This window comes from Streptomyces sp. 3MP-14 (genome assembly GCF_006334905.2).
Taxonomy (GTDB): domain Bacteria; phylum Actinomycetota; class Actinomycetes; order Streptomycetales; family Streptomycetaceae; genus Streptomyces; species Streptomyces triticirhizae.
This window is the reverse complement of sequence record NZ_VDLZ02000004.1, coordinates 45,965-68,101: the sequence shown is the minus strand read 5'-3', so window position 1 is coordinate 68,101 and position 22,137 is coordinate 45,965. Positions and strand designations below refer to the sequence as shown.

At 73.0% G+C, this 22,137-nt stretch carries 21 protein-coding genes; 13 read left to right on the top strand and 8 right to left on the bottom strand.

All coding sequences use genetic code 11. From position 1 onward, the window contains the following. Nucleotides 1-5 precede the first annotated feature (5 nt). The 7 genes from araD (at nt 6) to FH609_RS07035 (ending at nt 8,853) form a co-directional block, all read left to right on the top strand. On the top strand, nt 6-1,775 hold the full coding sequence (gene araD, locus FH609_RS07065; RefSeq protein WP_264372757.1) for an L-arabinonate dehydratase: 1,770 nt from the start codon (nt 6-8) through the stop codon (nt 1,773-1,775). Between the two features lie 117 nt (nt 1,776-1,892). Further along, a complete protein-coding gene (locus tag FH609_RS07060; protein ID WP_139666601.1) occupies nt 1,893-2,819 on the top strand; it encodes a carbohydrate ABC transporter permease in 927 nt (308 codons plus the stop codon). Further along, nucleotides 2,816-3,709 carry a carbohydrate ABC transporter permease gene (locus FH609_RS07055; RefSeq protein WP_139666602.1) on the top strand — a complete coding sequence of 298 codons (894 nt, stop codon included), beginning with the start codon at nt 2,816-2,818 and terminating at the stop codon, nt 3,707-3,709. Before FH609_RS07060 ends, FH609_RS07055 begins: the two co-directional genes overlap by 4 nt. Continuing rightward, a complete protein-coding gene (locus FH609_RS07050) occupies nt 3,706-4,863 on the top strand; it encodes a Gfo/Idh/MocA family protein (protein ID WP_226961467.1) in 1,158 nt (385 codons plus the stop codon). Before FH609_RS07055 ends, FH609_RS07050 begins: the two co-directional genes overlap by 4 nt. 89 nt (nt 4,864-4,952) lie before the next feature. Next, entirely contained in the window at nt 4,953-6,281 is a 1,329-nt protein-coding gene (locus FH609_RS07045; protein ID WP_139666603.1) for an ABC transporter substrate-binding protein, read from the top strand. Nucleotides 6,282-6,337: 56 nt separating this feature from the next. Beyond that, the gene (locus FH609_RS07040; protein ID WP_139666604.1) at nt 6,338-7,690 is read left to right on the top strand and encodes a polysaccharide lyase family 1 protein; all 1,353 of its coding nucleotides are present in this window, start codon (nt 6,338-6,340) and stop codon (nt 7,688-7,690) included. A gap of 29 nt (nt 7,691-7,719) precedes the next feature. After that, on the top strand, nt 7,720-8,853 hold the full coding sequence (locus FH609_RS07035; protein ID WP_139666605.1) for a serine hydrolase domain-containing protein: 1,134 nt from the start codon (nt 7,720-7,722) through the stop codon (nt 8,851-8,853). An 82-nt stretch (nt 8,854-8,935) separates the two neighbouring features. Here FH609_RS07035 and FH609_RS07030 read toward each other — a convergent pair whose 3' ends face one another. After that, the gene (locus FH609_RS07030) at nt 8,936-9,892 is read right to left on the bottom strand and encodes a hypothetical protein (protein WP_139666606.1); all 957 of its coding nucleotides are present in this window, start codon (nt 9,890-9,892) and stop codon (nt 8,936-8,938) included. Nucleotides 9,893-10,034: 142 nt separating this feature from the next. Between FH609_RS07030 and FH609_RS07025 the strand changes: the two genes are divergently transcribed. After that, complete coding sequence (locus FH609_RS07025) at nt 10,035-10,652, top strand: DUF1349 domain-containing protein (RefSeq protein ID WP_405378865.1); 618 nt, start codon at nt 10,035-10,037, stop codon at nt 10,650-10,652. A 44-nt stretch (nt 10,653-10,696) separates the two neighbouring features. Here FH609_RS07025 and FH609_RS07020 read toward each other — a convergent pair whose 3' ends face one another. Then, nucleotides 10,697-11,122 (bottom strand): nuclear transport factor 2 family protein, encoded by a 426-nt coding sequence (locus FH609_RS07020; protein WP_139666608.1) that lies wholly within the window; start codon nt 11,120-11,122, stop codon nt 10,697-10,699. 89 nt (nt 11,123-11,211) lie between these two features. On the opposite strand from FH609_RS07020, the gene FH609_RS07015 reads away from it, so the two are divergent. Beyond that, the gene (locus FH609_RS07015) at nt 11,212-12,003 is read left to right on the top strand and encodes a helix-turn-helix domain-containing protein (RefSeq protein ID WP_139666609.1); all 792 of its coding nucleotides are present in this window, start codon (nt 11,212-11,214) and stop codon (nt 12,001-12,003) included. On the opposite strand, the gene FH609_RS07010 is transcribed toward FH609_RS07015, so the two are convergent. After that, the gene (locus FH609_RS07010) at nt 12,000-12,968 is read right to left on the bottom strand and encodes a threonine/serine dehydratase (protein WP_139666610.1); all 969 of its coding nucleotides are present in this window, start codon (nt 12,966-12,968) and stop codon (nt 12,000-12,002) included. The genes FH609_RS07015 and FH609_RS07010 overlap by 4 nt on opposite strands. 71 nt (nt 12,969-13,039) lie before the next feature. On the opposite strand from FH609_RS07010, the gene FH609_RS07005 reads away from it, so the two are divergent. Continuing rightward, nucleotides 13,040-13,534 carry an Lrp/AsnC family transcriptional regulator gene (locus FH609_RS07005; protein ID WP_226961466.1) on the top strand — a complete coding sequence of 165 codons (495 nt, stop codon included), beginning with the start codon at nt 13,040-13,042 and terminating at the stop codon, nt 13,532-13,534. Nucleotides 13,535-14,425: 891 nt separating this feature from the next. Here the strand turns inward: FH609_RS07005 and FH609_RS07000 are convergent. Further along, nucleotides 14,426-15,262 (bottom strand): NAD-dependent epimerase/dehydratase family protein, encoded by an 837-nt coding sequence (locus tag FH609_RS07000; RefSeq protein WP_139666611.1) that lies wholly within the window; start codon nt 15,260-15,262, stop codon nt 14,426-14,428. 185 nt (nt 15,263-15,447) lie between these two features. Here FH609_RS07000 and FH609_RS06995 point away from each other — a divergent pair, with 185 nt between their 5' ends. The 3 genes from FH609_RS06995 to FH609_RS06985 all read left to right on the top strand — a co-directional run bounded on the left by FH609_RS06995 (nt 15,448) and on the right by FH609_RS06985 (nt 19,228). After that, nucleotides 15,448-16,386, top strand: a complete 939-nt coding sequence (locus tag FH609_RS06995; protein WP_139666612.1) for a 5-dehydro-4-deoxyglucarate dehydratase — start codon at nt 15,448-15,450, stop codon at nt 16,384-16,386. Beyond that, nucleotides 16,386-17,606: a hypothetical protein gene (locus tag FH609_RS06990; RefSeq protein ID WP_139666613.1), complete on the top strand. Its 1,221-nt coding sequence runs from the start codon at nt 16,386-16,388 to the stop codon at nt 17,604-17,606. Before FH609_RS06995 ends, FH609_RS06990 begins: the two co-directional genes overlap by 1 nt. A gap of 170 nt (nt 17,607-17,776) precedes the next feature. Beyond that, nucleotides 17,777-19,228: an NCS2 family permease gene (locus FH609_RS06985; protein ID WP_139666614.1), complete on the top strand. Its 1,452-nt coding sequence runs from the start codon at nt 17,777-17,779 to the stop codon at nt 19,226-19,228. A 54-nt stretch (nt 19,229-19,282) separates the two neighbouring features. Here FH609_RS06985 and FH609_RS06980 read toward each other — a convergent pair whose 3' ends face one another. Genes FH609_RS06980 through FH609_RS06965 form a run of 4 tightly spaced genes read right to left on the bottom strand, consistent with a single transcriptional unit; the run spans nt 19,283 to nt 22,009 of the window. After that, entirely contained in the window at nt 19,283-19,918 is a 636-nt protein-coding gene (locus FH609_RS06980) for a hypothetical protein (RefSeq protein ID WP_152311266.1), read from the bottom strand. Beyond that, complete coding sequence (locus FH609_RS06975) at nt 19,918-20,490, bottom strand: hypothetical protein (RefSeq protein ID WP_139666616.1); 573 nt, start codon at nt 20,488-20,490, stop codon at nt 19,918-19,920. Before FH609_RS06975 ends, FH609_RS06980 begins: the two co-directional genes overlap by 1 nt. Beyond that, entirely contained in the window at nt 20,487-21,686 is a 1,200-nt protein-coding gene (locus tag FH609_RS06970; RefSeq protein WP_139666617.1) for a hypothetical protein, read from the bottom strand. The genes FH609_RS06975 and FH609_RS06970 overlap by 4 nt, the downstream gene beginning before the upstream one ends. Further along, nucleotides 21,683-22,009, bottom strand: a complete 327-nt coding sequence (locus FH609_RS06965; protein ID WP_139666618.1) for a hypothetical protein — start codon at nt 22,007-22,009, stop codon at nt 21,683-21,685. The genes FH609_RS06970 and FH609_RS06965 overlap by 4 nt, the downstream gene beginning before the upstream one ends. Between the last annotated feature and the right edge of the window lie 128 nt (nt 22,010-22,137).

Here is a 22,137-nt window from a genome sequence, read left to right as displayed (position 1 = left end):
AGCCGATCACCGGGCAGGGCGGGACGGCCGACCCGGGCGCGGGCCGTGAACGGCGGCTGACGAGCGAGGAGTTGCGCAGCCACCGCTGGTGGGGCACCGAGGGGCTGCGCTCGTTCAGCCACCGGGCGCGGACCCGGCAGCTCGGCTACCTCCCCGAGGAGCACATCGGCAAGCCGGTGATCGCGATCGTGAACACCTGGTCCGATATCAACCCCTGCCACCAGCACCTGCGGGAGCGGGCCGAGGCCGTGAAGCGCGGGGTGTGGCAGGCCGGCGGGTTCCCGTTGGAGTTCCCGGTCGCGACGCTCTCGGAGACGTTCCAGAAGCCGACCCCGATGCTCTACCGCAACCTGCTGTCGATGGAGACCGAGGAGCTGCTGCGGTCCTATCCGGTGGACGGCGCCGTGCTGTTGGGCGGCTGCGACAAGACGACGCCCGCGCTGCTGATGGGCGCGGCCAGCGCCGACGTGCCGGCGGTCTTCGTGCCGGCCGGGCCGATGCTGCGCGGCCACTGGCGCGGGGAGACCCTGGGCTCCGGCACCGACATGTGGAAGTACTGGGACGAGCGGCGGGCCGGCCGGATCGGCGACGCGGAGCTGGCCGAACTGGAGTGCGGCCTGGCGCGTTCCCCCGGCACCTGCATGACGATGGGCACCGCCTCCACCATGGCCTCGGTCGCCGAGGTGCTGGGCGTGACCATGCCGGGCGCCGCCGCCATCCCGGCCGTTGACTCCTCGCACAGCAGGATGGCGGCCGCCGCGGGACGGCGGATCGTCGAACTGGTGTGGACCGACGCCCGGTTGTCCCGCTTCCTGACCGCCGAGGCGTACCGGGACGCGGTGGCCACCGTGCTGGCGCTGGGCGGCTCGACCAACGCCGTCATCCATCTGATCGCGATGGCCGGCCGCTCCCGGGTGCCGCTGGAGCTGGCCGACTTCGACCGGATCGCCCGCGAGGTGCCGGTGCTCGCCGACATCAGGCCGGGCGGCCGGTTCCTGATGGAGGACTTCTACTACGCCGGCGGCCTGCCCGCGCTGCTGGCCCGGCTCGACGAGGACCATCTCCACCTGGACCGGCCCACGGTGGCGCACGCCACGCTCCGCGAGCAGCTGGCCGGCGCGGCCACCCACGACACCGAGGTGATCCGCACCCCGGACCAACCCCTCGCCGAACAGGGCGGGTTGGCGGTCCTGCGGGGCAACCTGGCGCCCGACGGCGCGGTGATCAAGCACATCTCGGCCGAGCCCAGGCTGCTGAAGCACACCGGCCCGGCCGTGGTCTTCGACGACTACCGCACCATGCAGGCCACCATCAACGAGCCGGCCCTGGAGATCACCCCGGACAGCGTGCTGGTGCTGCGCGGCGCCGGCCCGCTGGGCGGCCCCGGGATGCCCGAGTACGGGATGCTGCCCATCCCCGACTACCTGTTGAAGCAGGGCGTCACCGACATGGTGCGGCTCTCCGACGCCCGGATGAGCGGCACCAGCTACGGCGCCTGCGTGCTGCACATCGCCCCCGAGTCCCATGTCGGCGGCCCCCTCGCGCTGGTCAACGACGGCGACCTGATCACCCTCGACGTCGCCGCGCGCACCCTGCGCCTGGAGGTCGACGACGCCGAGCTGGCACGCCGCCGCGCCGCCTGGCGCCCGCCCGAGCCGCGCTACGGCCGGGGCTTCGGCGCCCTCTACCAGGAGCACATCACCCAGGCCGACACCGGCTGCGACTTCGCCTTCCTCTCCCGCGAGGGAGAGGTCCCCGAGCCCCACGCGGGCTGAGTGGCCTCCGGATCGTCCCGATCCGCGCCAGTTTCCAACCGACCCGGGGTCTCCCCGACCCCCTCGCGGGAGCGCTTCCACACCGCGCGCCCGCCCGTCGAGAACGGAGAAGCGGTCATGGCCGACGCCGCGACGGAACGGACCCGGCCGAGGCGCCGCCGCGCCGGACGTTCCCCACGTTCGCTGCCCTATGTGCTGCTCGCGCCCGCCGGGCTGTTGATGCTGGGATTCATCGCGTATCCCATGTTCAGCGTCCTCTACTACAGCCTCCAGGACTACAACGTCACCAAACCCTGGCGGAACGGCTTCGCCGGCCTGGAGAACTTCCGGGAGATCTTCACCGACGACCCGTTCTTCTGGGAGACGCTGGCCTTCAGCGCGCAGTGGGTCTTTGTCGAGGTCTCGCTCCAGCTGGTCTTCGGACTGGCGCTGGCGCTGATCATCAACCAGACCTTTGTCGGCAGGGCCGCCGCCCGCGCCCTGGTGTTCTCGCCCTGGGCGGTTTCCGGGGTGCTCACCAGCACCATCTGGATTCTGCTCTACAACCCCTCGACCGGTCTGAGCCGTTATCTCGCGGACGCCGGAATAGGCGAGTACGGAACGTCGGTGCTGTCCGACACCGGAACCGTGTTCTGGGGCGCGGTGATCGCCGAACTCTGGCGCGGCGTGCCGTTCTTCGCGATTCTGATCCTCGCCGACCTCCAGTCCGTCTCCAAGGACCTCTACGAGGCGGCCTCGGTCGACGGCGCCAGCCGGGTGCGGCAGTTCTTCCACATCACCCTGCCGCACCTGCGGGACGCCATCGTGCTCTCCACGCTGCTGCGCGCCGTCTGGGAGTTCAACAACGTCGACCTGCTCTACACGTTGACCAACGGCGGCCCGGCCGGCCAGACCACCACGCTGCCGCTCTATGTCGCGCAGACCGGAATTCACGGCAACGAGTTCGGCTATGCGGCGGCGCTCACCACGGTGGCGTTCGTGATCCTGCTGTTCTGCTCCATTCTCTATCTGCGCCTGAGCAAGTTCGGAGGCGACGACAAGTGACCGCCGCACTCACCACGCCGCAGCCGGCGCTCGACGCGCCCCCCGCACCGCCCGGCGCGTCCCGGAAGCGTCGCCGTTCCTACGACGAGCCGCCGCGCTGGCAGATCTACGTTCCGCTCGGCGTGTATCTGCTGTTCACGCTGGTCCCGTTCTACTGGATGCTGCTGTTCGCGCTCCGCGAGCCCGGCTCCGACTCGCTGGTGCCCTGGCCGATCACCGGCGAGCACTTCGCCAAGGTGTGGAACGAACGCGGCTTCGACACCTACTTCGTCAACAGCATGTATGTCGGCATCGCCTCGATGCTGATGACGCTGCTGGTCGCGCTCTCCGGCGGCTATGCGCTGGCCCGGTTCAAGTTCCGGATGAAGATGCCGTTCATGCTGGCGCTGCTGTGCTCGCAGTTCATTCCCGGGGCGCTGATGCTGGTGCCGCTCTTCGAGATCTTCCGGGAACTCCAGCTGCTCAACTCGCTGTGGTCGGTGATCCTCGCCGAGACCGTCTTCCAGCTGCCGCTTTCGATGATCCTGATCAGCGGCTTCATCCGGAACGTGCCGCCCAGCCTGGAGGAGCAGGCGTGGGTGGACGGCTGCACCCGGCTGCGGGCGTTCCTCGCGGTGGTGCTGCCGCTGCTGCGCCCCGGGCTGGTCGCCGTCGGCTCGTTCGCGTTCGTGCACAGCTGGAACCACTTCCTGTTCGCGCTGATGTTCCTCAACTCCCAGGACAAGCAGACGATTCCGGTCGGCCTCAACACCCTCCTCGGCTCCGACAGCGTGGATCTGGGGGCGCTGGCGGCCGGCGGCGTGGTGGCCGCCGTGCCGGTGGTGATCGTCTTCGCGTTCATCCAGCGCTGGTTGATCACCGGCTTCAGCGCGGGGGCGGTGAAGGGGTGAACGAGCCCGTCACGGTGGTGCTGGCCGGCGCCAGGGGGCACGGCCACTGGCACCTGGCCAACCTCCGCCGGCTCACGGCGGCCGGACTGGTGCGGCTGGTCGGCGTCTGCGAGCTGACCCCGCTGGCCGAGGAGGAGCTGGCCGGGCTGGGGACGCCCGAGCAGTCGCCCGACCTGCCCGCCCTGCTGGAGCGCACCGGCGCCGAGGTCGCCATCGTCTGCACCCCCATCCACACCCACGCCGAGCTGGGCCTGGCCGCCGCCGCGCGGGGCGTCCACCTGCTGCTGGAGAAGCCGCCGACGCCCTCGCTGGCCGCGTTCCGACAGCTCACCGACGGCATCCAACGGGCCGGCACCGCCTGCCAGATCGGCTTCCAGTCGCTGGGCTCGGGCGCCATCGAGCACATCAGGCAGCTGGTGCGGGACGGCGTCGTCGGCCGGGTCACCGGCCTGGGCGCCGCCGGCGCGTGGGTGCGCGACGAGGCGTACTGGGGGCGCGCGCCCTGGGGCGGGCTGCGCCGGCTCGACGGGCGCGACGTGGTGGACGGCGTGCTGACCAACCCGCTGGCGCACGCCGTCGCCACCGCCCTGCGCATCGCCGGCGCCGACCGCGCCGAGGACCTGGCCGCGATCGACCTAGAGCTGTACCGGGTCAACGCCATCGACGCCGACGACACCTCCTGTGCCCGGCTGCGCACCGCCGACGGCACCGAGCTGGTCACCGCCGTGACGCTCTGCGCCGAACGGCCGGGCGAGCCCTATGTGGTGGTGCACGGCGAGGCCGGCCGGATCACGTTCTGGTACAAGGAGGACCGGGTGCGGCTGGAGCGCCCGGGCCGCGACCCGGTGGTCACCGAGCACCCGCGCACCGACCTGCTGGCCAACCTGGTCGCCCATCTCCGGGACGGCGCCGAGCTGTTGGTGCCGCCCGAGCGCACCGGCGGCTTCATGCGGCTGGTCGAGGCGGTGCGCACCGCGCCCGACCCGGTGGCCCTCTCTCCCGCGCACTGGCACGAGGAGCGCACCGCCGCCGGCGTGCGCCGGGTGCTGCGCGGCATCGACCGGCTGACCGCCGAGGGCGCCGAGCGGCTGGCCCTCTACTCCGAGCTGGGCGCCCCCTGGGCCGCAGCCTCCGGCCCCCGGCGCCGCACCTGAGGGCGGCGACGGCCTCGGGCCACCCGCCGGCCCCCCTCAGCACCCCCATGAACAACCGCATCAGCAACCCACTTCACCGAGGAGCACCGATGAGAACACAGCGGACCCGGGGCGCCATCGTCGCCGCCACCGGGCTTGTCCTGGCCCTGACCGCGACCGCGTGCGGGGACGACGGCACCTCCTCCGGAGCCGAGGGCGACGGCACCGGAAAGATCGTCTTCTGGGACAACAACGGCGGCGCCCGCACCGAGATCTGGAACGAGATCATCGACGCCTTCCACGAGGAGCACCCCGACATCGAGGTGCAGTACGTGGGCGTCCCGATCGCCGACGTCCAGTCCAAGTACGACGCCGCCATCCAGGGCGGCGGCGACGGCCTGCCCGACGTGGGCGGCGTCTCCACCTCCTACCTGGCCAACCTCGTCGCCCAGGGCGCCCTCGACCCGGTGGACGAGCGCCTCGCCGAGAGCGGCCTGGAGGAACAGCTCATCCCCAACATGCTGGAGAGCGTGCGCTCCACCGTCGGCGACGGCGAGGAGGCGTACTCCGTGCCGACCTCCGCCAACCAGGGCGTGCTCTGGTACCGCACCGACCTCTTCGACGAGGCCGGGCTGGAACCCCCCACCACCTGGGAGAACTTCTTCACCGCCGCCGAGACCCTGACCGACCGGGCCAACAACGCGTTCGGCTTCACCCTCAGGGGCGGTGAGGGCTCCATCGCCCAGGCCCTGGACATGATGTACGCCCAGTCCGGCATCGACAGCTTCTGGGACGGCGACCAGACCACCGTCAACGACCCGGCCAACGTCGAGGCGTTGCAGAACTACGTGGACCTGTACAACCGCGTCACGCCCGAGGCCGACCTCAACAGCGACTTCACCAACATGGTCGCCACGTTCACCGGCGGCACCGTCGGGATGCTCCAGCACAACCTGGGCTCCTACGCCGACCACACCGCCGCCTTCGGCGAGGGCGTCGTCGACGGGCTGCCGATGCCGACGGCCGAGGAGGGCGGCGGCCACACCTTCGTCTCCAACCCGGTGGACGGCCTGGGCCTCTTCCGCTCCAGCGACAACAAGGAGGCGGCCTGGACGTTCATCGAGTTCGCCCTCTCGCACGAGATGAACAGCCGCTGGAACGAGTCCGCCGGCCAGATACCGTCCAACACCGCCGTGCTGGACGACCCGTGGATCGCGGAGGCGCCGCCCACCCGGGCCGCCGTCGAGGCGCTCAACGACGAGAACACCACCATCGTGCAGCTGCCCTACTACCTGCCCGACTGGAACGACATCACCAAGGCCGGCAGCGAGCCCAACTTCCAGCGGCTGCTGCTGGGCGAGATGACCGCCCAGGAGTTCGCGGACGACCTGGCCGAGCAGCTCAACGAGGCGCAGGCGGAGTGGCTGGAACAGCGCTGACCCGACCGCCCGCCCCGCCTGGAACCCCAACCCGAGCCCGAACCCCTGGAGTCGCCATGTCCCTCGTCAGCCTCCGCACGTCCAGACCCCGGGCGGTCGCAGGAGTCGCCCTCGCCGGCTGCGCCGCCCTCGCCCTCACCACCCTGCCCGCCCAGCCGTCGGCCTCGGCGGCGGCCCCCGCCGGGAAACCGGGCCGGCTCGACCACGCCACCCTGCCCGCCGGCGACGGCTGGGGCTCCGCCGAGGGCGGCGTCACCGGCGGCTCGGGCGCCGCGCCCGAGCGCGTCACCACGGTCACCGACCGCGCCGAACTCGCCGCCGCCCTGGCCGCGCCGGGCGACGAGCCCCGCGTGATCCGCGTCGCCGGCGCGATCGACGCCAACGCCGACGACGCCGGCAACCCGCTGGACTGCGCCGACTACGCCAGGGACGGCTACACCCTGGACGGCTACCTCGACACCTACGACCCCGAGACCTGGGGCTGGGAGGCCGAGCCCAGCGGGCCGCTGGAGGACGCCAGGATCGCCTCGGCCGAGGCGCAGCGGGAACGGGTGCTGCTGTCCGTTCCCTCCAACACCACGGTCGTGGGCGTCGGTTCGGACGCCACGCTGCTCGGCGCCACCCTGGACATCAGGGGCGTGGAGAACGTGATCGTCCGCAACCTCACCTTCGAGGACACCTTCGACTGCTTCCCGCAGTGGGACCCGACCGACGGCGACACCGGCAACTGGAACTCGGAGTACGACAGCGTCGTCGTGTACGGCTCCCGCCATGTGTGGGTGGATCACAACACGTTCACCGACGGCCGCCGCCCGGACGCCGAGCAGCCCGAGTACTTCGGGATGCTGTTCCAGCAGCACGACGGCCAGCTGGACATCGTGCGCGGCGCCGACCTGGTGACGGTCAGCTGGAACGTCTTCACCGACCACGACAAGACGATCCTGCTCGGCAACAGCGACTCCGCCTCGGCCGACGACCGGGGGAAGCTGCGGACGACGTTCCACCACAACCTGTTCCACAACGTCAACGAGCGCGCGCCGCGCGTCCGTTACGGGCAGGTGGACGCCTACAACAACCACTACCGGCAGGACGCCGGCGCCCGCTACGGCTACAGCTGGGGCATCGGCATCGAGTCGGCGCTGGTCGCCGAGTACAACGCGATCACCCTGCCGCGCGGGATCACCCCGGACCGGGTGATCCACCAGTGGACGGCGGACACCGCGATGACCGAGCGCGGGAACCTGGTCAACGGCCGGCCCGTCGACCTGCTGGACGCCTTCCACGCGGCCAACCCGTCCAACACCCTGGGGGACGACGCCGGTTGGGTGCCGACGCTCCGCCGTGAGCTGCACCACCCGCTGCTGATCCCGCTGCTGCTGGACCTGCGCGCCGGCGCCGGACGGCTGTGAACACCGCTGACCGAGAGGCGAGTTGAGAGATGACCCACGAGGAGACGACGCCGGCGGCGCGGGGCACGGCGAGCGAGGCGTTCGCCGCGCTGCGCGCGGAGTTCGACGCGGTGCTGGCCGCCGACCCCGAGCACGCCGCCCAGCTGGCGGTCTACCGGGACGGCCGGCTGGAGGTCGACCTCTGGGGCGGGCCGGAGTTCGACGGGTCCACGCTGACCGGCGTCTTCTCCTCGTCCAAGGGTGCCGCGTTCCTGGTGGTGGCCCTGCTGGTGAGCCGGGGCGAGCTGGACGTGGACCGCGAGGTCCGGCACTACTGGCCGGAGTTCGCCGCCCACGGCAAGGGCGCGGTCACCGTGCACCAGCTGCTCAACCACCAGGCCGGGGCGATCGGCGTCGCCGAGGGCTTCCCGCCCGAGGAGCTGGCCGACGACGCGGCGATCGCCGAACGACTCGCCGGCCACCCGCCGTACTGGCGGCCCGGCGCGGCGTTCGGCTACCACGCGGTGACGGTCGGCGCGCTGGCCGGTGAACTGGTCCGCCGCGTCAGCGGGTTGACGCTGCGGGAGGCGTACGAACGCTGGATACGCGGGCCGCTGGACGTGGACTTCCACCTGGGGCTGCCGGAGGCGGAGGAGCCCAGGCTCCGCTCGATCCTGCCGCCGCGCCCGGCTCGGGCGGACCCGGACGCGCTGCCGGAGGCGCCGGACAGCCTGGGCGGCATCGCGGGCAACCGGCACTGTCGCGCGGCGCCCGTCGTGCTCCACGAGCTGCCCAACTCCCGGCTGATGCGGGCCGGCGGCCAGTCCTCCGTCGCCGGCGTCGCCTCGGCGCGCGGGCTGGCGCGGCTGTACGCCGCCGCGATCAGCGGCGTGGACGGCGGCGCGCCGCTGCTGGACCGGGACACGGTCCGGCTGGCCGGGGCGCCGCACACCACGGGCCATGACCTGGTGCTGGGGATGCGACGGGCCCACGGCCTGGGCTTCCTGCTGCCCGGCGGCCATCTGCCGGCCGGCACGTTCGGGCACGACGGGGCCGGCGGGTCGGTGGCGTTCGCCGCGCCGTCGGCCGGGATCGCCTTCGGCTACACCCGCCGCCGGTTCGCCGGCGGGTCGGCGCCGGAGGCGGACCGGCTGGCCGCGGTGGCCCTGCGGGCGGCCCGCTGACGGGGCGGGGGCGATGACGGGGCGGGGGCGATGACGGGCGTGTTCGGGAACGGGCCGGCGCCCGCCGGGTGTTCAGCGGTGGTCAGCGGCGGCGGCGGAACCAGCGGCGCCGCCGGCCCGAGCCGGCCCCGGCGCTGCCCCCGATCCCGTCCCCGTTCTCGCTGTCCTCGTCGTCGGAGAGCAGGTACCGGACCGGGCCCGACAGTTGGGACGCCGGGCCGGTCTCGGGCGCGGCGGTGACCAGCACCAGCCGCCTCCCGTGGCCCGGCGACATGATCGGCACCACCCGGGTGCGCTCCAGCAGCCCGCCCTCGCTGATCTGCCCGAGCCGCTCGTAGAGGCCGACCAGCACCAGGCCCATCCGCCGTTCCGACGTCTCCCCGTCCCGTTCGTCCGCCTGGTTCACCTGGGACCTGACGACGATGCCCGCCCGGTCCTGCCAGGTGCACGCCAGGTCCACCAGGAACTCCGCCTCCTCCCGGTCCACCGGGGTGTTCCGCCAGAGGATCAGCACATGCTCCAGCTTCTCGGTGAACGGGTTGGCGGGGCTGCCCTGCGGCCGCCCGGTCGGCAGCACCGGCACCCCCAACGTGCCGCGGCAGCCCGGCTCGGGGCAGCGCGCGTCGGCCGGGTCGTAGCAGGCGCGGCACAGCGAGTAGCGGCAGCTCTGGCACTGCACCCCGATCGGGTTGGCGACGTTCAGCCGCACGTTCGCGAGGGCCGGGTGGCTGGAGAACCAGAAGCGGGCGCAGGCGGCGCACTCCGTGGCGACGGGCGCGAAGTAGGGGTTCGAGCGCCGCTCCCGTGGGACCGGCTCGGCGACGTCGGGGCCGGTGGCGTGCTGCGTGGTGAACAGCAGCGTCGTGGCCCAGAAGAACGCGTCCTCCGACGGCCCCACGTCCCGCAGCTGCCGCAGCACCAGGTCGAGCGCGGTGGCGTACCGGCCCTCCTCGTGCAGCCGCCGCACCGCGTCGCCCAACTCCGTTGCCGGCTGGTCGTGTTCGGTCGCGTGAAACGCCTCCGCGTCGTGCCTGGCCACGGCCGTCCCCTCTCGACTCGGTGCCGGCCACGGTAGCGGCGACCGCCCGGGACGGGTCCCGGGGAGCGGCGGGACCGCCTATCCTCGCGGGCAGCCCGCCCCGCCCGCCGCGCCGTCACCCGAGGAGCCAGGAACCGTGACCCTGACCGTGCCCGGAGTCCCCTTCCCGTTGGCCCCCTCCGACGCCACGCCCTGGAGCGTCGACCCCGACGCCGGCCGGCTCACCGTGACGGCCGGCCCGCGCACCGACATCTTCGTCGACCCGGCCGCCGCCCGTGGCGCCGAGGCGGCGGGCACGCTCAACGCGCCCCGGCTGCTCGGCCGGCCGCCCGAGGGCGACTTCCGGCTCAGCGCCCGGGTCGGCGTCGCGTTCGCCTCGACCTTCGACGCGGGCGTGCTGCTGCTCTGGCACGACGAGCGGCACTGGGCCAAGCTCTGCTTCGAGTACTCCCCGGACGGCGAGCCCATGGTGGTCTCCGTCGTCAACCGCGAGGTGTCCGACGACGCCAACGGCCCTGTGGTGTCGGGCCGTTCGGTGTGGCTGCGGGTCTCCCGCACCGGCGGCGTCCTCGGCTACCACGCCTCGTCGGACGGGCAACGCTGGCAGCTCGTCCGGCTGTTCGCGCTGGACGCCCCGCCGGACGCGGCGTTGACCGTGGGCTTCGAGGGGCAGTCGCCCACCGGCGAGGGCTGTGTGGCGACGTTCGAGGACATCACGTTCCTGACCACCGGCCTCGCCGACCCACGCGACGGCAGCTGACCGGCCGGCGGCTGACCGGCCGGCGGCGGCCGGGCTCCCGGGGGTCAGGAGGCCGGCCGCCACCACTCCCAGTGCGCCGCCGCGTCCGCGACCGGCTCGATGACCTCCCAGCCCTCCACGATCACCCCGTCCTCAAGCCGCCAGATGTCGACCCCCAGAATCCCCGGTCCGCCGCCGTCCAGCCAGCGCCGCGAGTGCATGACCACCAGGTCGCCCTCGGCGACCACGTGCGTGATCTCGACCCGCAGCGTGGCCAGCGGCAGCGCGCCCACGCCGGCCAGCCACTCGTCCTTCGTCCGCGCGGGGGCCTCGGGCCGGTGGTGCGCGAAGTCGTCGCGCAGCAGCGGCGCGAGCGCCCCGACGTCCCCGGTCGTGACCAGCCCCGCCAACGCCCGCTCCACGACGGCCCGGTTCTCCCGGGCGGTGTTGTTCTCCTGGGCGGTGTTCTCGTCTGTCCTGGGTTCGCTCATGGGCGGCAGTGTTCCCGGCGCCGGCCGCGCCTGTCGATGAACTGGGATGTCATGGCCGCCGGCCCGCCGGGCGGCTACGCTCGCCGCTCGTGCACACCGTTGGGGAGTTGTTGCGACAGTGGCGCCACCGCCGGCGGCTCAGCCAGCTCGACCTGGCGATCGCCGCCGACGTCTCGGCGCGGCATGTCAGCCTCGTCGAGACCGGCCGGTCCCGCCCCAGCGCCGAGATGGTGCTGCGGCTCGCGGCACAGCTCGACGTTCCGCTGCGGGAGCGCAACCGGCTGCTGCTCGCCGCCGGGTTCGCGCCCCGGTTCCCGGAACGGCCGCTCGGCGCCGACGCGTTGAGCACCGCGCGGGACGCGGTCGCCCGGGTCCTGCGCGCCCACGAGCCCTACCCGGCGCTGGTGATCGACCGCCACTGGAACATCGTGCTCACCAACCGGGCCGTCGGCCCGTTCCTCGCCGACGTCGCGCCCGAACTGCTGCGCCCGCCCGTCAACATGCTGCGGCTCGGCCTCGACCCGCGCGGGCTCGCGCCCTGGCTGGTCAACCTCGCCGACGTGCGGTCCGTGCTGCGCGCCCGCGTCGGGCGCCAGCTGGCGGCCGCGCCGGACGGCCGGCTCACCGCGCTCTACGAGGAGCTGCTGGCGCCGGCCGAGGGCGAGGAGGCGACGGCCCCGCCGGCGGACTCCGACGTCACGATCACGATGACCTTCCGCTTCGACGGGCGCGAGCTGCGGCTGTTCTCGACGATCACGACGTTCGGCACGCCGCTGGACATCACGCTGGACGAGGTGGCGATCGAGTCCTACTACCCGGCCGACGCCGAGACCGCCGCCTACTTCACGGACGGCGGGGGCGCCGAAGGACGCGCGGCCTAGGTGAGCGGGTTCGGGTTGGCGCCCGTCACGACGGTGGCGACCCGTTCGCCGGCCACCCGACCGGCGGCGATCGCCGCGATCCCCGCCGCGCCGGCCGGCTCCGCGAGCACGGACAGCTGGCGGGCGACGAGGCCCATCGCGTCGCGGAGTTCGCGCTCGTCCACCAGGACAATGTCGTCCACCAGGGCGCGCACCCGCTCGACCGACTCCGGGTGCGGCCGGGGGATCGCGATCCCCTCGGCGAAGCCGCTGGTGGGCCGCGCGGTGACGGGCTCGCCCGCCTGCCAGCTGCGCAGCATGGCGGGGGCCTCCGCCGGGTTGACGCCGACGATGCGGGTGTGCGGCGCGTGCCCGCGCATCCAGAGCGCGAGCCCGCTGATCAGGCTGCCGTCCCCGATCGGCGCGACGAGGGTGTCGAACGTTCCGGCGCGGGTCAGTTCCTCGGCCATGGTGGCCGCGCCCTCGGCGATCTCGGGCGGCACGCCGTCGACGATCAGGTGCGCGCCCCGTTCCTCGGCCGCCGCCGAGGCCGCCGCGCCCGCGTCCCCCGTGCCCTCGTCGACCTCGATCACCTGGGCGCCGAAGGCCGTCATGCGGGCGCGCTTCACCGGGTTGACCGGGGCCGGGGCATAGACGACCACCTTCAGCCCGCGTGACCGACCGATATAGGCAACGGCCTGACCGAAGTTGCCCGAGGAGGCACAGACCACGGTCTCCCCGGCCGGGACCTCGCCGAGCGCGAAGCCGACGCCACGGCCCTTGAAGCTCCGGATCGGGTTGGCCGTCTCCAGCTTGACCGTGACGCGGCGTCCCAGGGCGGCGTTGAGCAGGTCGTCCTCGTACTGCGGGGTGTCGAGAAAGCACGCCGGGATGACGGTGCGCGCCCGCAGCACCTGGCTCAGCCGAAGGTCAGTGAACTCCGCGCGCTCGACGGCCGCTTCGGGCCGCTGTGAGGTGTTCTCCATGGAACGGACGCTACGCAAAGCCGTACGAGAGCCGCTTGCGTAGTTTGCGCGGTCACGCGAGATTGTTGCGTGTGCGCAAGGTGAACCCGAGACAGCGGCCGTGGGACGAGATCGACACCCGGCTGTTGGACCTGCTCCAGGCCGACGCGGACCAGACGCTGCGCGCCCTGGGCGACCAGGTCGGGCTCTCGCCGAGCGCCGTGCAGCGCCGCATCGCCGGGTACAAGGCGGCCGGCGTGCTGCGCACCGTCGCCGTGGTCGACGCCGAGGCCGCGCCGGCCCTGGCGCAGGCGCTGGTGCTGCTGGCGCTGGTCGAGGAGTCGTTCGAGCACCACCGGCGCCTCGCCGACCGGCTCCGGGCTCACCCGGCGGTCCAGCAGTGCCACGCCCTGTCCGGCGCCTGGGACTACGCCGTCCTGCTCACGGCCCGCTCGATCGGGGACCTGCGGGACCTCGGCAACGAGTTGTTCAAGGGGGACGACAACATTCGCCGGTACGACACGATGTTCGTTCTCGACACGGTGAAGAGCGGGGCGGCTCTGCCGGGCGAGCTGCTGCTGGGCTGAGGCGGGGGCCGGGGCCGGGGCTGGCCGGGCCTTCGGGTGTGGGCTCGGGGGCGCCGGGGTCCTGGGGGCCCCGAGCGCTCCCGGGGCCCCCGGCCTTCGGGTGCGGGCCGGTGGCCGGTGCGGGGCAGCCCGACTGGTCGTTTGTTGGTCGACGAGGCTCGTTGCGGGGGTTGTGGCTCTGGCGCGGGCTACTACGCCGGGCCTACGTGGCGCACGTTCGGCCGGGTGCGGGCGTAACGAATGACCGCAAGGGGCTGGCTGGGAGGGGGGCGCGGCTTCCGGGGGGTTGGGTTTGTTGCCGCCGGGGGTGGTGGGTGATGGCGACCGTGCCTTCCGGGCGCGGGGACTGCGGCTTGTTCGGGGGTCGTTTGGTGGGTGGGGGCGTGCGTGGCGCGCACCGGCTTCGCCGGCCTGCCCCGGCATGTCGCCCGTCTCGGACGTGACCGATCGTCGGGCGTCTCGCGGACCGGTTGCGGTTGTTCTGGCCAGCCGGCGGTGGGTGGGGTGTTCGGTTCACGACCACGCTGCCGCGCGAACATCGCCTGCCGTCCTGGTAGTCCGCGCGCCGTCGACTCCCGGGGGGTGGGGGACTCTTTTTCTAGGTGCCCGTCGAGAGTTGAACAGTTCGTTCAACGACCGGGGCGCGCATGGTCCCTGCGCGGACGTCGTCGCAACGGGCCAGCCCGGTCAGGACCCGCGCGGGAGCGCTGTCCGCGCCGGCGCACCGGCCTCGGCGAAGGAGCGCTGCGCACCGACCGAGTCGCCGTCAGCCGGCGAGCCCGTCCGGCCGGGGACCGCGCCCTGCGCAGCAGCCATCATCGGTGAACGCCCGCCCGGCCAGGGCACGGTGCCGGGGCAGCCGGCCTCCCCGGACGCCCGCGCGGCCAGCGCTCAGTGGGGCCAGATCGGCGGGTCCGTCAGGAAGTGGCCGCCCAGCTGGGCCTGTTCCGGTCGGGTCGGGTCCAACTCGCCTTCCTTCGCGATCAGTTCCGCCGCGAAGATCTCCGAGTCGTCCTGCGGGGCGTACCCGAGCGCCCGTGCCGGTTCCAGGTCCCAGACGGTTCTCGTGTTGGCCGACGAGCCGTAGACCACGGTGTGGCCCACGTCCCGCGCGCTGAGCGCCGAGTGGAAGAGGCGCGCGCCGTCCGCGGGGCTCAGCCAGACGGACAGCATCCGAACGGAAGTGGCCTTCGGGAAGCAGGAACCGATCCGGATGGAGACCGTCTCGATCCCGTGCTTGTCCCAGTAGTACTGCGCGAGGTCCTCGCCGAAGCACTTGGAGAGGCCGTAGAACGTGTCGGGCCGGTGCGGCGTGTCCACCGGGATCGGCGGGTCACCCGGTCCGGGCCAGGGTGTGGCGCCCACGGCATGATTGCTGGAGGCGAAGACGATCCGGCGCACACCCTCCTCGCGGGCCGCCTCGTAGAGGCGGTACGTGCCCTCGATGTTGGCGCGCAGGATCTTCTCGAAGGTGGACTCCAGGGAGATGCCAGCGAGATGGAGAATCGCGTCCGTGCCGCGCACCGCCGCCCGCAGCGCCTCGTGGTCGGCGAGGTCCGCGACCACGGCGTCTGGTTCATCCGCGATGGGCACCATGTCCAGGGAACGCAGCCGGTAGCCGTGCGCCGGCAACAACTCGCGCATCAACGTCCCGACGCCCCCGGCCGCCCCGGTGAGCAGCACCAGCGGCGTCGCGGTGTCTCGTTCAGCGGGCTGATCTGCCGGCATCGGGGCTCCCTGAGGGTGAAGAACCGTGGAGGGGTGGACGTTTCGGGGTCACCGTAGGCGGTGGCCTGGTCGCCGTCAACGGCGGGGGCAACGGCGGGTTGACCTGGAAATCGCCGCTGAACTAGCGTGGTTGTTCAGAAACATGGACAATGGTCATCATCGTGTACGGCCCGGGGAGTAGAGACATGACCGACGCCACACTCGGCCAGCGCCTGGACGGCCTGCTGTTCTTTCCGGTGACCGCGTACGGTCCCGACGGCTCGCTCAACCTCGACGCCTACCGCGCCCACCTCCGCGCCGGCATCGACGCGGGCGCCGGCGCGGTCTTCGCGTGCTGTGGCACCGGGGAGTTCCACGCCCTGGCCCCCGAGGAGTTCGAGCGGTGCGTGGCCGCCGCCGTCGAGGAGACGGCCGGCGCCGTTCCGGTGCTGGCCGGCGCCGGCTACGGCACCGTGCTCGCCGTCGACTTCGCCCGCCGCGCCGAACGCGCCGGCGCCGACGGCCTGTTGGCCATGCCGCCCTACCTCGTCGTCGCCGACCAGCGCGGCCTGCTGCGGCACTTCACCGAACTGGCCGCCGCCACCTCCCTCGACGTGATCGTCTACCAGCGCGACAACGTGGTGCTCGCCCCCGAGACCGTCGTCGAACTCGCCGCCACGCCCGGCATCGTGGGCCTCAAGGACGGCCTGGGCGACCTCGACCTCCTCCAGCGCACCATCTCCGCCGTCCGCACCGCCCACCCGGACCGCCCGTTCCGCTACTTCAACGGGCTGCCCACCGCCGAGCTGACCGGCCTGGCCTACCGGGGCCTGGGCGTCACGCTCTACTCCTCGGCCGTCTTCGCGTTCCTCCCCGAGGTGGCCCTCGCCTTCCACGCCGCGCTCGCCGGCGACACCCCCGAGGACCGGGCGACGGTCCAGCGGCTGCTCGACGGCTTCTACCGGCCGCTGGTCGAACTCCGCAACCAGGGCAGGGGCTACGCCGTCTCGCTGGTCAAGGCGGGCGTGCGGCTGCGCGGCCTCGACGTCGGCGAGGTGCGCGCGCCGCTCTCCGAGCCGCTGCCCGAACACCTCGACCGGCTGGCCGAGTTGATCGAGACCGGCCTGGGCCTGGTGAAGGGCTGATGCGCGCCGCCGCCTTCGTCTACCCGTGGGACGTCGTCGGCGACCCGGCCGCCGCCGAGCGGATCGCCGCGCTCGGCGTGCGCCAGGTCACCCTCGCCGCCGCCTACCACTCCACCCGCGCCCTCACCCCGCGCCACCCGGCGCACCGGGTGGTCACCGCCCGGCACTCCGCCGTCTACTACCCGCCGGACGAGGCACGTTGGGCCGGCCGCGCGCCGCGCCCGCACCGCCAGGAGTGGCTGCCCGATAACGACCCCTACGGCCTGGCCGCCGAGGCGCTCGGCACCGCCGGCCTCGACGTCCACTCCTGGGTGATCCTGGCGCACAACTCCCGGCTGGGGGAGGAGCATCAGGCCAGCACGGTGGTCAACGCGTTCGGCGACCGCTACCCGTGGGCGCCGTGCGTGGCGCGGCCCGAGGTGCGCGCCTACGCCGAGGCCCTGGCGGCCGAGGCGGCCGTCCGGCCGGGCACGGCCGGCGTCGAGCTGGAGTCCTGCGGCTGGTACGGCCTGGACCATCTGCACGCGCACGACAAGATCGGCGGCGCCGCGCTGGGCGGGGTCGGCAGCTTCCTGATGTCGCTCTGCTTCTGCGCGGTCTGCGCCGAGGGCTACGCCGCCTCCGGCGCCGACCCGGGCCGGCTCGCCGCCGCCGTGCGCGAGGCGCTGGCGCCGCGCTGGGCGGGCGCGCCGCCGGAGCCCGTCGGGAGCGGGGACGCCCGGGACGCCGAGTGGGCGGGGATCGTGGCCGCGTTGGGCGAGGAGTTGGCGGCGGCCGTCGCCGCCTGGCGGTTCGGCGTCGCCGACGCCTTCCAACGGGCGGCCGTCGCCGCCGTCCGCGCCCGCGCCGCCGAGGCCGGGCGGCCGGACTTCCGGGTGCTGCTGCACGCCGACCCGGCCCCGCACCGCTGCGGCGCCAACGTCGGCGTCCGCCCGGCCGAGGTGCTCTCGCACGCCGACGGCGTGGTGGTGCCGGCCGCCGGCGGCCCGGCCGCCCGCGCGGCGGCGCTGACCCCGTTCACGGAGGCGAACCTCGCCGGCCGCACCGTCGCCGCCAACCTGCCCGTGGTCGCCGGCATGGGTGGCTCGCCCGCGACGCTGGCCGCCGACGCCGCGCACGCCGCCGAGCTGGGCGCGACCGAACTCCGGCTCTACCACGCCGGGTTGGCCAACGACGCCGACCTGGCAGCGGTGACCGAGGCGCTGGCCACCCTGGCGTGAGGCCCGGCGCCCGGCCCCGCCCCGGGCGCCGGGGCGGGGCCGGGCGGGGTTCCCCCAACAGGACGCAATTCCGTAACGTTGCCGGCCTTTGTTACCTGCACAAAACCCACACACCCGATGGACCAGGCAGAATCCACGAGTCCCGATCCCGCTCAGTCAAGGATTCAACAATGCCGGTCAATCGGCTGACCAAGGGTGACAACCCGCCCCCCGGCGACGGCGCGGCCTCCTCCGCGCTGGACCGCTTCTTCCAGCTCAGCGCGCGTGGTTCCACCCTGGCCCGCGAGGTGCGCGGCGGCGTCGCCACCTTCTTCACCATGGCCTACATCCTGGTGCTCAACCCGATCATCCTCAGCGGCGCCCAGGATGTGCACGGCAACCAGCTCTCCATCGAGCAGCTGCTCACCGTGACGGCCCTGGTGGCCGGCATCATGACCATCCTCATGGGGCTGACCGCCAACCTGCCGCTGGCGCTGGCGGCCGGCCTCGGCATCAACGCGATGGTCGCCTTCCAGATCGCGCCCCGGATGAGCTGGCCCGACGCGATGGGCCTGGTGGTCCTGGAGGGACTGCTGCTCTGCGTGATCTCGGCCACCGGCTTCCGCGAGGCCGTGATGAACGCCATCCCCATGGCGCTCAAGCAGGCCATCGGCGTGGGCATCGGGCTCTTCATCGCCCTGATCGGCTTTGTCAACGCGGGCTTTACCGTCGGCCACGAGGGCTCACCGCCCCTCGGCCTCGGCGCGCACGGGGAACTCACCGGCTGGCCGGTCCTCGTCTTCTGCCTCGGCCTGCTGCTGACCCTCGCCCTGCTGGCGCGCAAGGTGAAGGGCGCGATCCTGATCAGCATCGTGGCGATGACCCTCTTCGCGATGATCGTCAACGCGATCGCCGACATCCCGGACGCCGCCTGGGGGTTGACCGTTCCCAGCTGGCCCGACGCCCTGGTGGCCGCCCCCGACTTCCACCTGGTCGGCGAGTTCAGCCTCTTCGGCGCCTTCGGCGAGATCAGCGCCATCACCGTGGTGCTGATCATCTTCACCCTCTTCCTGACCGACTTCTTCGACACCATGGGCACCGCCGTCGGCGTCACCAGCGAGGCCGGACTGCTCGACGAGAACGGCCGGGTGCCCCGGCTCGGCCGGCTGCTCTTCGTCGACGGCCTGGCGGCGGCGGCCGGCGGCGCGGCCTCCGCCTCCTCCAACACCTCCTATGTCGAGTCGGCGGCCGGCGTCGGCGAGGGCGCGCGGACCGGCCTGGCCAACGTCGTGACCGGCGCCCTCTTCGGCCTGGCCCTCTTCCTCTCCCCGATCGCCACCGTGGTCCCCGCCCAGGCCGCCTCGCCCGCGCTGGTCGCGGTCGGCTTCCTGATGATGGTCCAGGTGGCGCGGATCGACTGGGCCGACCACACGCTGGCCATCCCGGCGTTCGTCACCATCGCCGTCATGCCGTTCACCTTCTCCATCACCAACGGCATCGGCGCCGGCTTCATCGCCTATGTGGTCCTCAAGTGCGTCACCGGCCGGTTCCGCGAGATCAACTGGCTGCTGTGGATCACGGCCGCGCTCTTCCTGGTCTACTTCGCGATCGACCCGATCCGCCAACTCCTCGGCGTGAACTGACCGTTCCCGACCGGAGACCGCCCCCGGGTGCGGCACCGCCGCACCCGGGGCCGCTCAGGCCCCCGCGCCCCCGTCCCCGTCCCCGTTCTCGGGCGTGGCGCTGAAGGTGAGGCTGCGCAGCAGCCCCGTCACCAGCGGCATATAGGTCTCCCAGTGCGCCGCCGCCGGCGTGCTGAACGAGACGGTCAGCATCGCCTGCCGGGGCAACGACGGGTCGTCGGGAACGGGGACGAACGCCTGGAGTTCGGAGAACGGCACCGCCGAGGGGTCCGCCCCGGACAGCTGGTAGACGCGCCGGCCCATGACCACCGCCGCCGGCTGCCCGCACGGCAGCGGATACACCGCGCCCGTCCAGCCCGCGCCCCTGGCCGCGACCACCGACTGCATGGCGCCCTCGGCCGCCGTCTCCGCGCTGTCCCCGTAGGTCAGTTCGCTCGCCGCCACCTGGAGCGTGGCCATCGAGTAGCTGCCGTCGATCGTTCCCACGGCGACGCCGGAGAACAGGGTGCCGAGGCTCCGCAGCGTCCGTGACAGCGCGTGGAGTTGGGTCGCCTGCCGCGTCGTGTCGTCCGTCGTGCCGGCCACCCCGGCCCGTTCACGCCGCGCGACGATGTGCTCGACGGACTCCTCCGGCGACAGCCCGACGGGAACGGGATCGAACGCGACCGGAACGTCGAAGTAGGCGTACATCACGGCCCCCCAGGCTGCCCGGGGGACGCGTACACCCGCTGGCGCTCGAACTGCTCCAGTTTCGCCAGATGTCGGGGCAGCGCGTTCTTCGCCCTCCGGTGGGCCCAGGCCACGCCCCAGCCGCCCAGTCCGGCGACGCCGACCAGGAGCAGCGCCGCCAGCGGCGTCGAGACGCCGGCCAGCGGGACGGCCCCAGCGACGGCCAGGGTCAGCAGAATGCCGTAGGCGGTGAGAGGTTGGGTCAGCGGAGCCTCCCGCTGCTGGTGAACGGCGATGCGGTAGGCCGCCGCCTTCCGTGGCGGGATGCCCGTCGGCGTCGGCCAACAGGCCGCCCACCAGGCGCCGTTGGTGCGGTAGTGGTAGTCCGCCCAGGCCGCCCGGAGCCGCGCCTCCTCCCGACCGTCCCGGACGAAGTTCATCCTGATCCGGATGGGCTTCGCCGACATGTGGTACTCGGTGAGCACGTAGCCGTACTCGTGGGCGATGGCGGCCACCCGGCTGGGATCTTCGGACAGGGTGAACGAGACGCGCTCCTGCCCGCCGAGCCGCCGGATCACCTCGTCGTCCCTCACCCCTCGCCCCCTGCCCGCCAGGCGTTCTCGAAGGCGACGAGCAGGGGACCGCCCGGCGCGAACATCTCGGCGCCCTGACGGCCGTCGCGGGGAATGAAGTAGGTCAGCGCCTCGGGGTTCTCGAAGATCGACGTGACGCTGTCCACCGTCCCCCACTGGGAAACGTCGTTGTCCGCGAGGACATCGACGATCCGGCCTCCCTGCCGGACCCTGCCCACCAGCGGAAGCGCCCCGAGCACATCCTGGGTGAACGTGCGGCCCGAGACATCCGCACCGGCGAGCCGGGCGGTCCCGTGCGCGACGAGCGCACCCGCCGCGAATCCGGCGGAGACGGCCTGGGCGACCCCGGAGGCTCCCGCCAGGGCCGCGGCCACCGGGGGTGCCCACACGGTCAGGCCGGCGGCCAGCAGCAGTCCCGAGGAGATGAGGCCGGTCAGGGTGCTCATCACCGCCAGCGCGTCGCCGACCGCCGCGATGCGCTCGGCGTTCCTGGAGATCCAGGAGGCGATCTCCTGAAGGTTTCCCACGGTGGCGCGGGCGAGTTCCTCGGCGAGGCCGCCCAGCCAGTCGCCGAAGCTGGAGAGCCAACCCGGCTCGTTGGGCGCGATGTTCATCGCGTGCCACAGGCGGCCGGCGATTCGTGCGCCGTGTTCGCGGTAGTCCTCGGCCAGCGCCTCGGCCTCCCGGCGGATGGCCTCCAGGTCCGCCGTGGCGCGGTCGAGATCGTTTCGCTCGCGCTCGGCGCGCTCCATGGCCTCCTGGCGCTCCGAGCCCGCCTGGGTGTCGAAGAGGATCTCCTGGAGGTTCGCCGGCTCGGGTAACCCGGAGAGGCGGGCCTCTGCCTCGTGGGCCAGGCCCTCCAGCCGGAGCGCCTCCTCCTGGGCCGAAGGCATGTGTTGGGCCCACTCCTCCAGCGCGCGGGCGGCGATGCGGAAGGACTCGTGCGCGTCCTCGACCTTCGGCGTGAAGTCGTCCTCCCAGCGCTCGCGCCAGGCCTCGGCCGACCGGCCGCGCCACTCGCCGCCACGGGTGCCGCGCAGGAGGGCGACGACATCCTCCAGCGCGGTGGCGGTCTGGCGTACCTGAAAGGCCACGTGGCCGGCGGTGCCGGGATCGCCGGGGCAGGGCACGAACCCGAGCGAGGGGTACTCCGCCTGCTGGGCCGGGCTGGGGGCGACGGGAATCGAGATGTTCATGAGGCCGGGGGACCGCTCTCGACGGCCCTGGCCGGCTCCGGCACGGCGCGGGACAGCTCGTCGTCGATGGACTGGAAGGACCGGAGGATCTCGTCCAGCCCGTCGGCGGCGGCCTCGGCGAACTCGGCCAGCTGGGAGATCTCGTACTCCCACTCCTCGCCGAAGTCGTCCATCCGACCCACCAACAGCGCGACCCCCATCGAGGAGCCGTCGACCTCGGCCATCGCCCGGCACGGCTGCTCCATGATGCCCGCGATGTTGCGAATGGTGTCGCGGTTCTCGCGTAACCGCTCGTAGTCCAGGTACAGGTCGCTCTGGCTCATCGATCCCCCCCAGGGAACGCAGAGTACGGTCATCACCACGGTAATCGATCATTTGCGCGATGTCAGGTGAATGCGGTACATGATCGCATCGACCGGGTGCTGTGGGGCGCGGGGAACGCAGCGTCCGA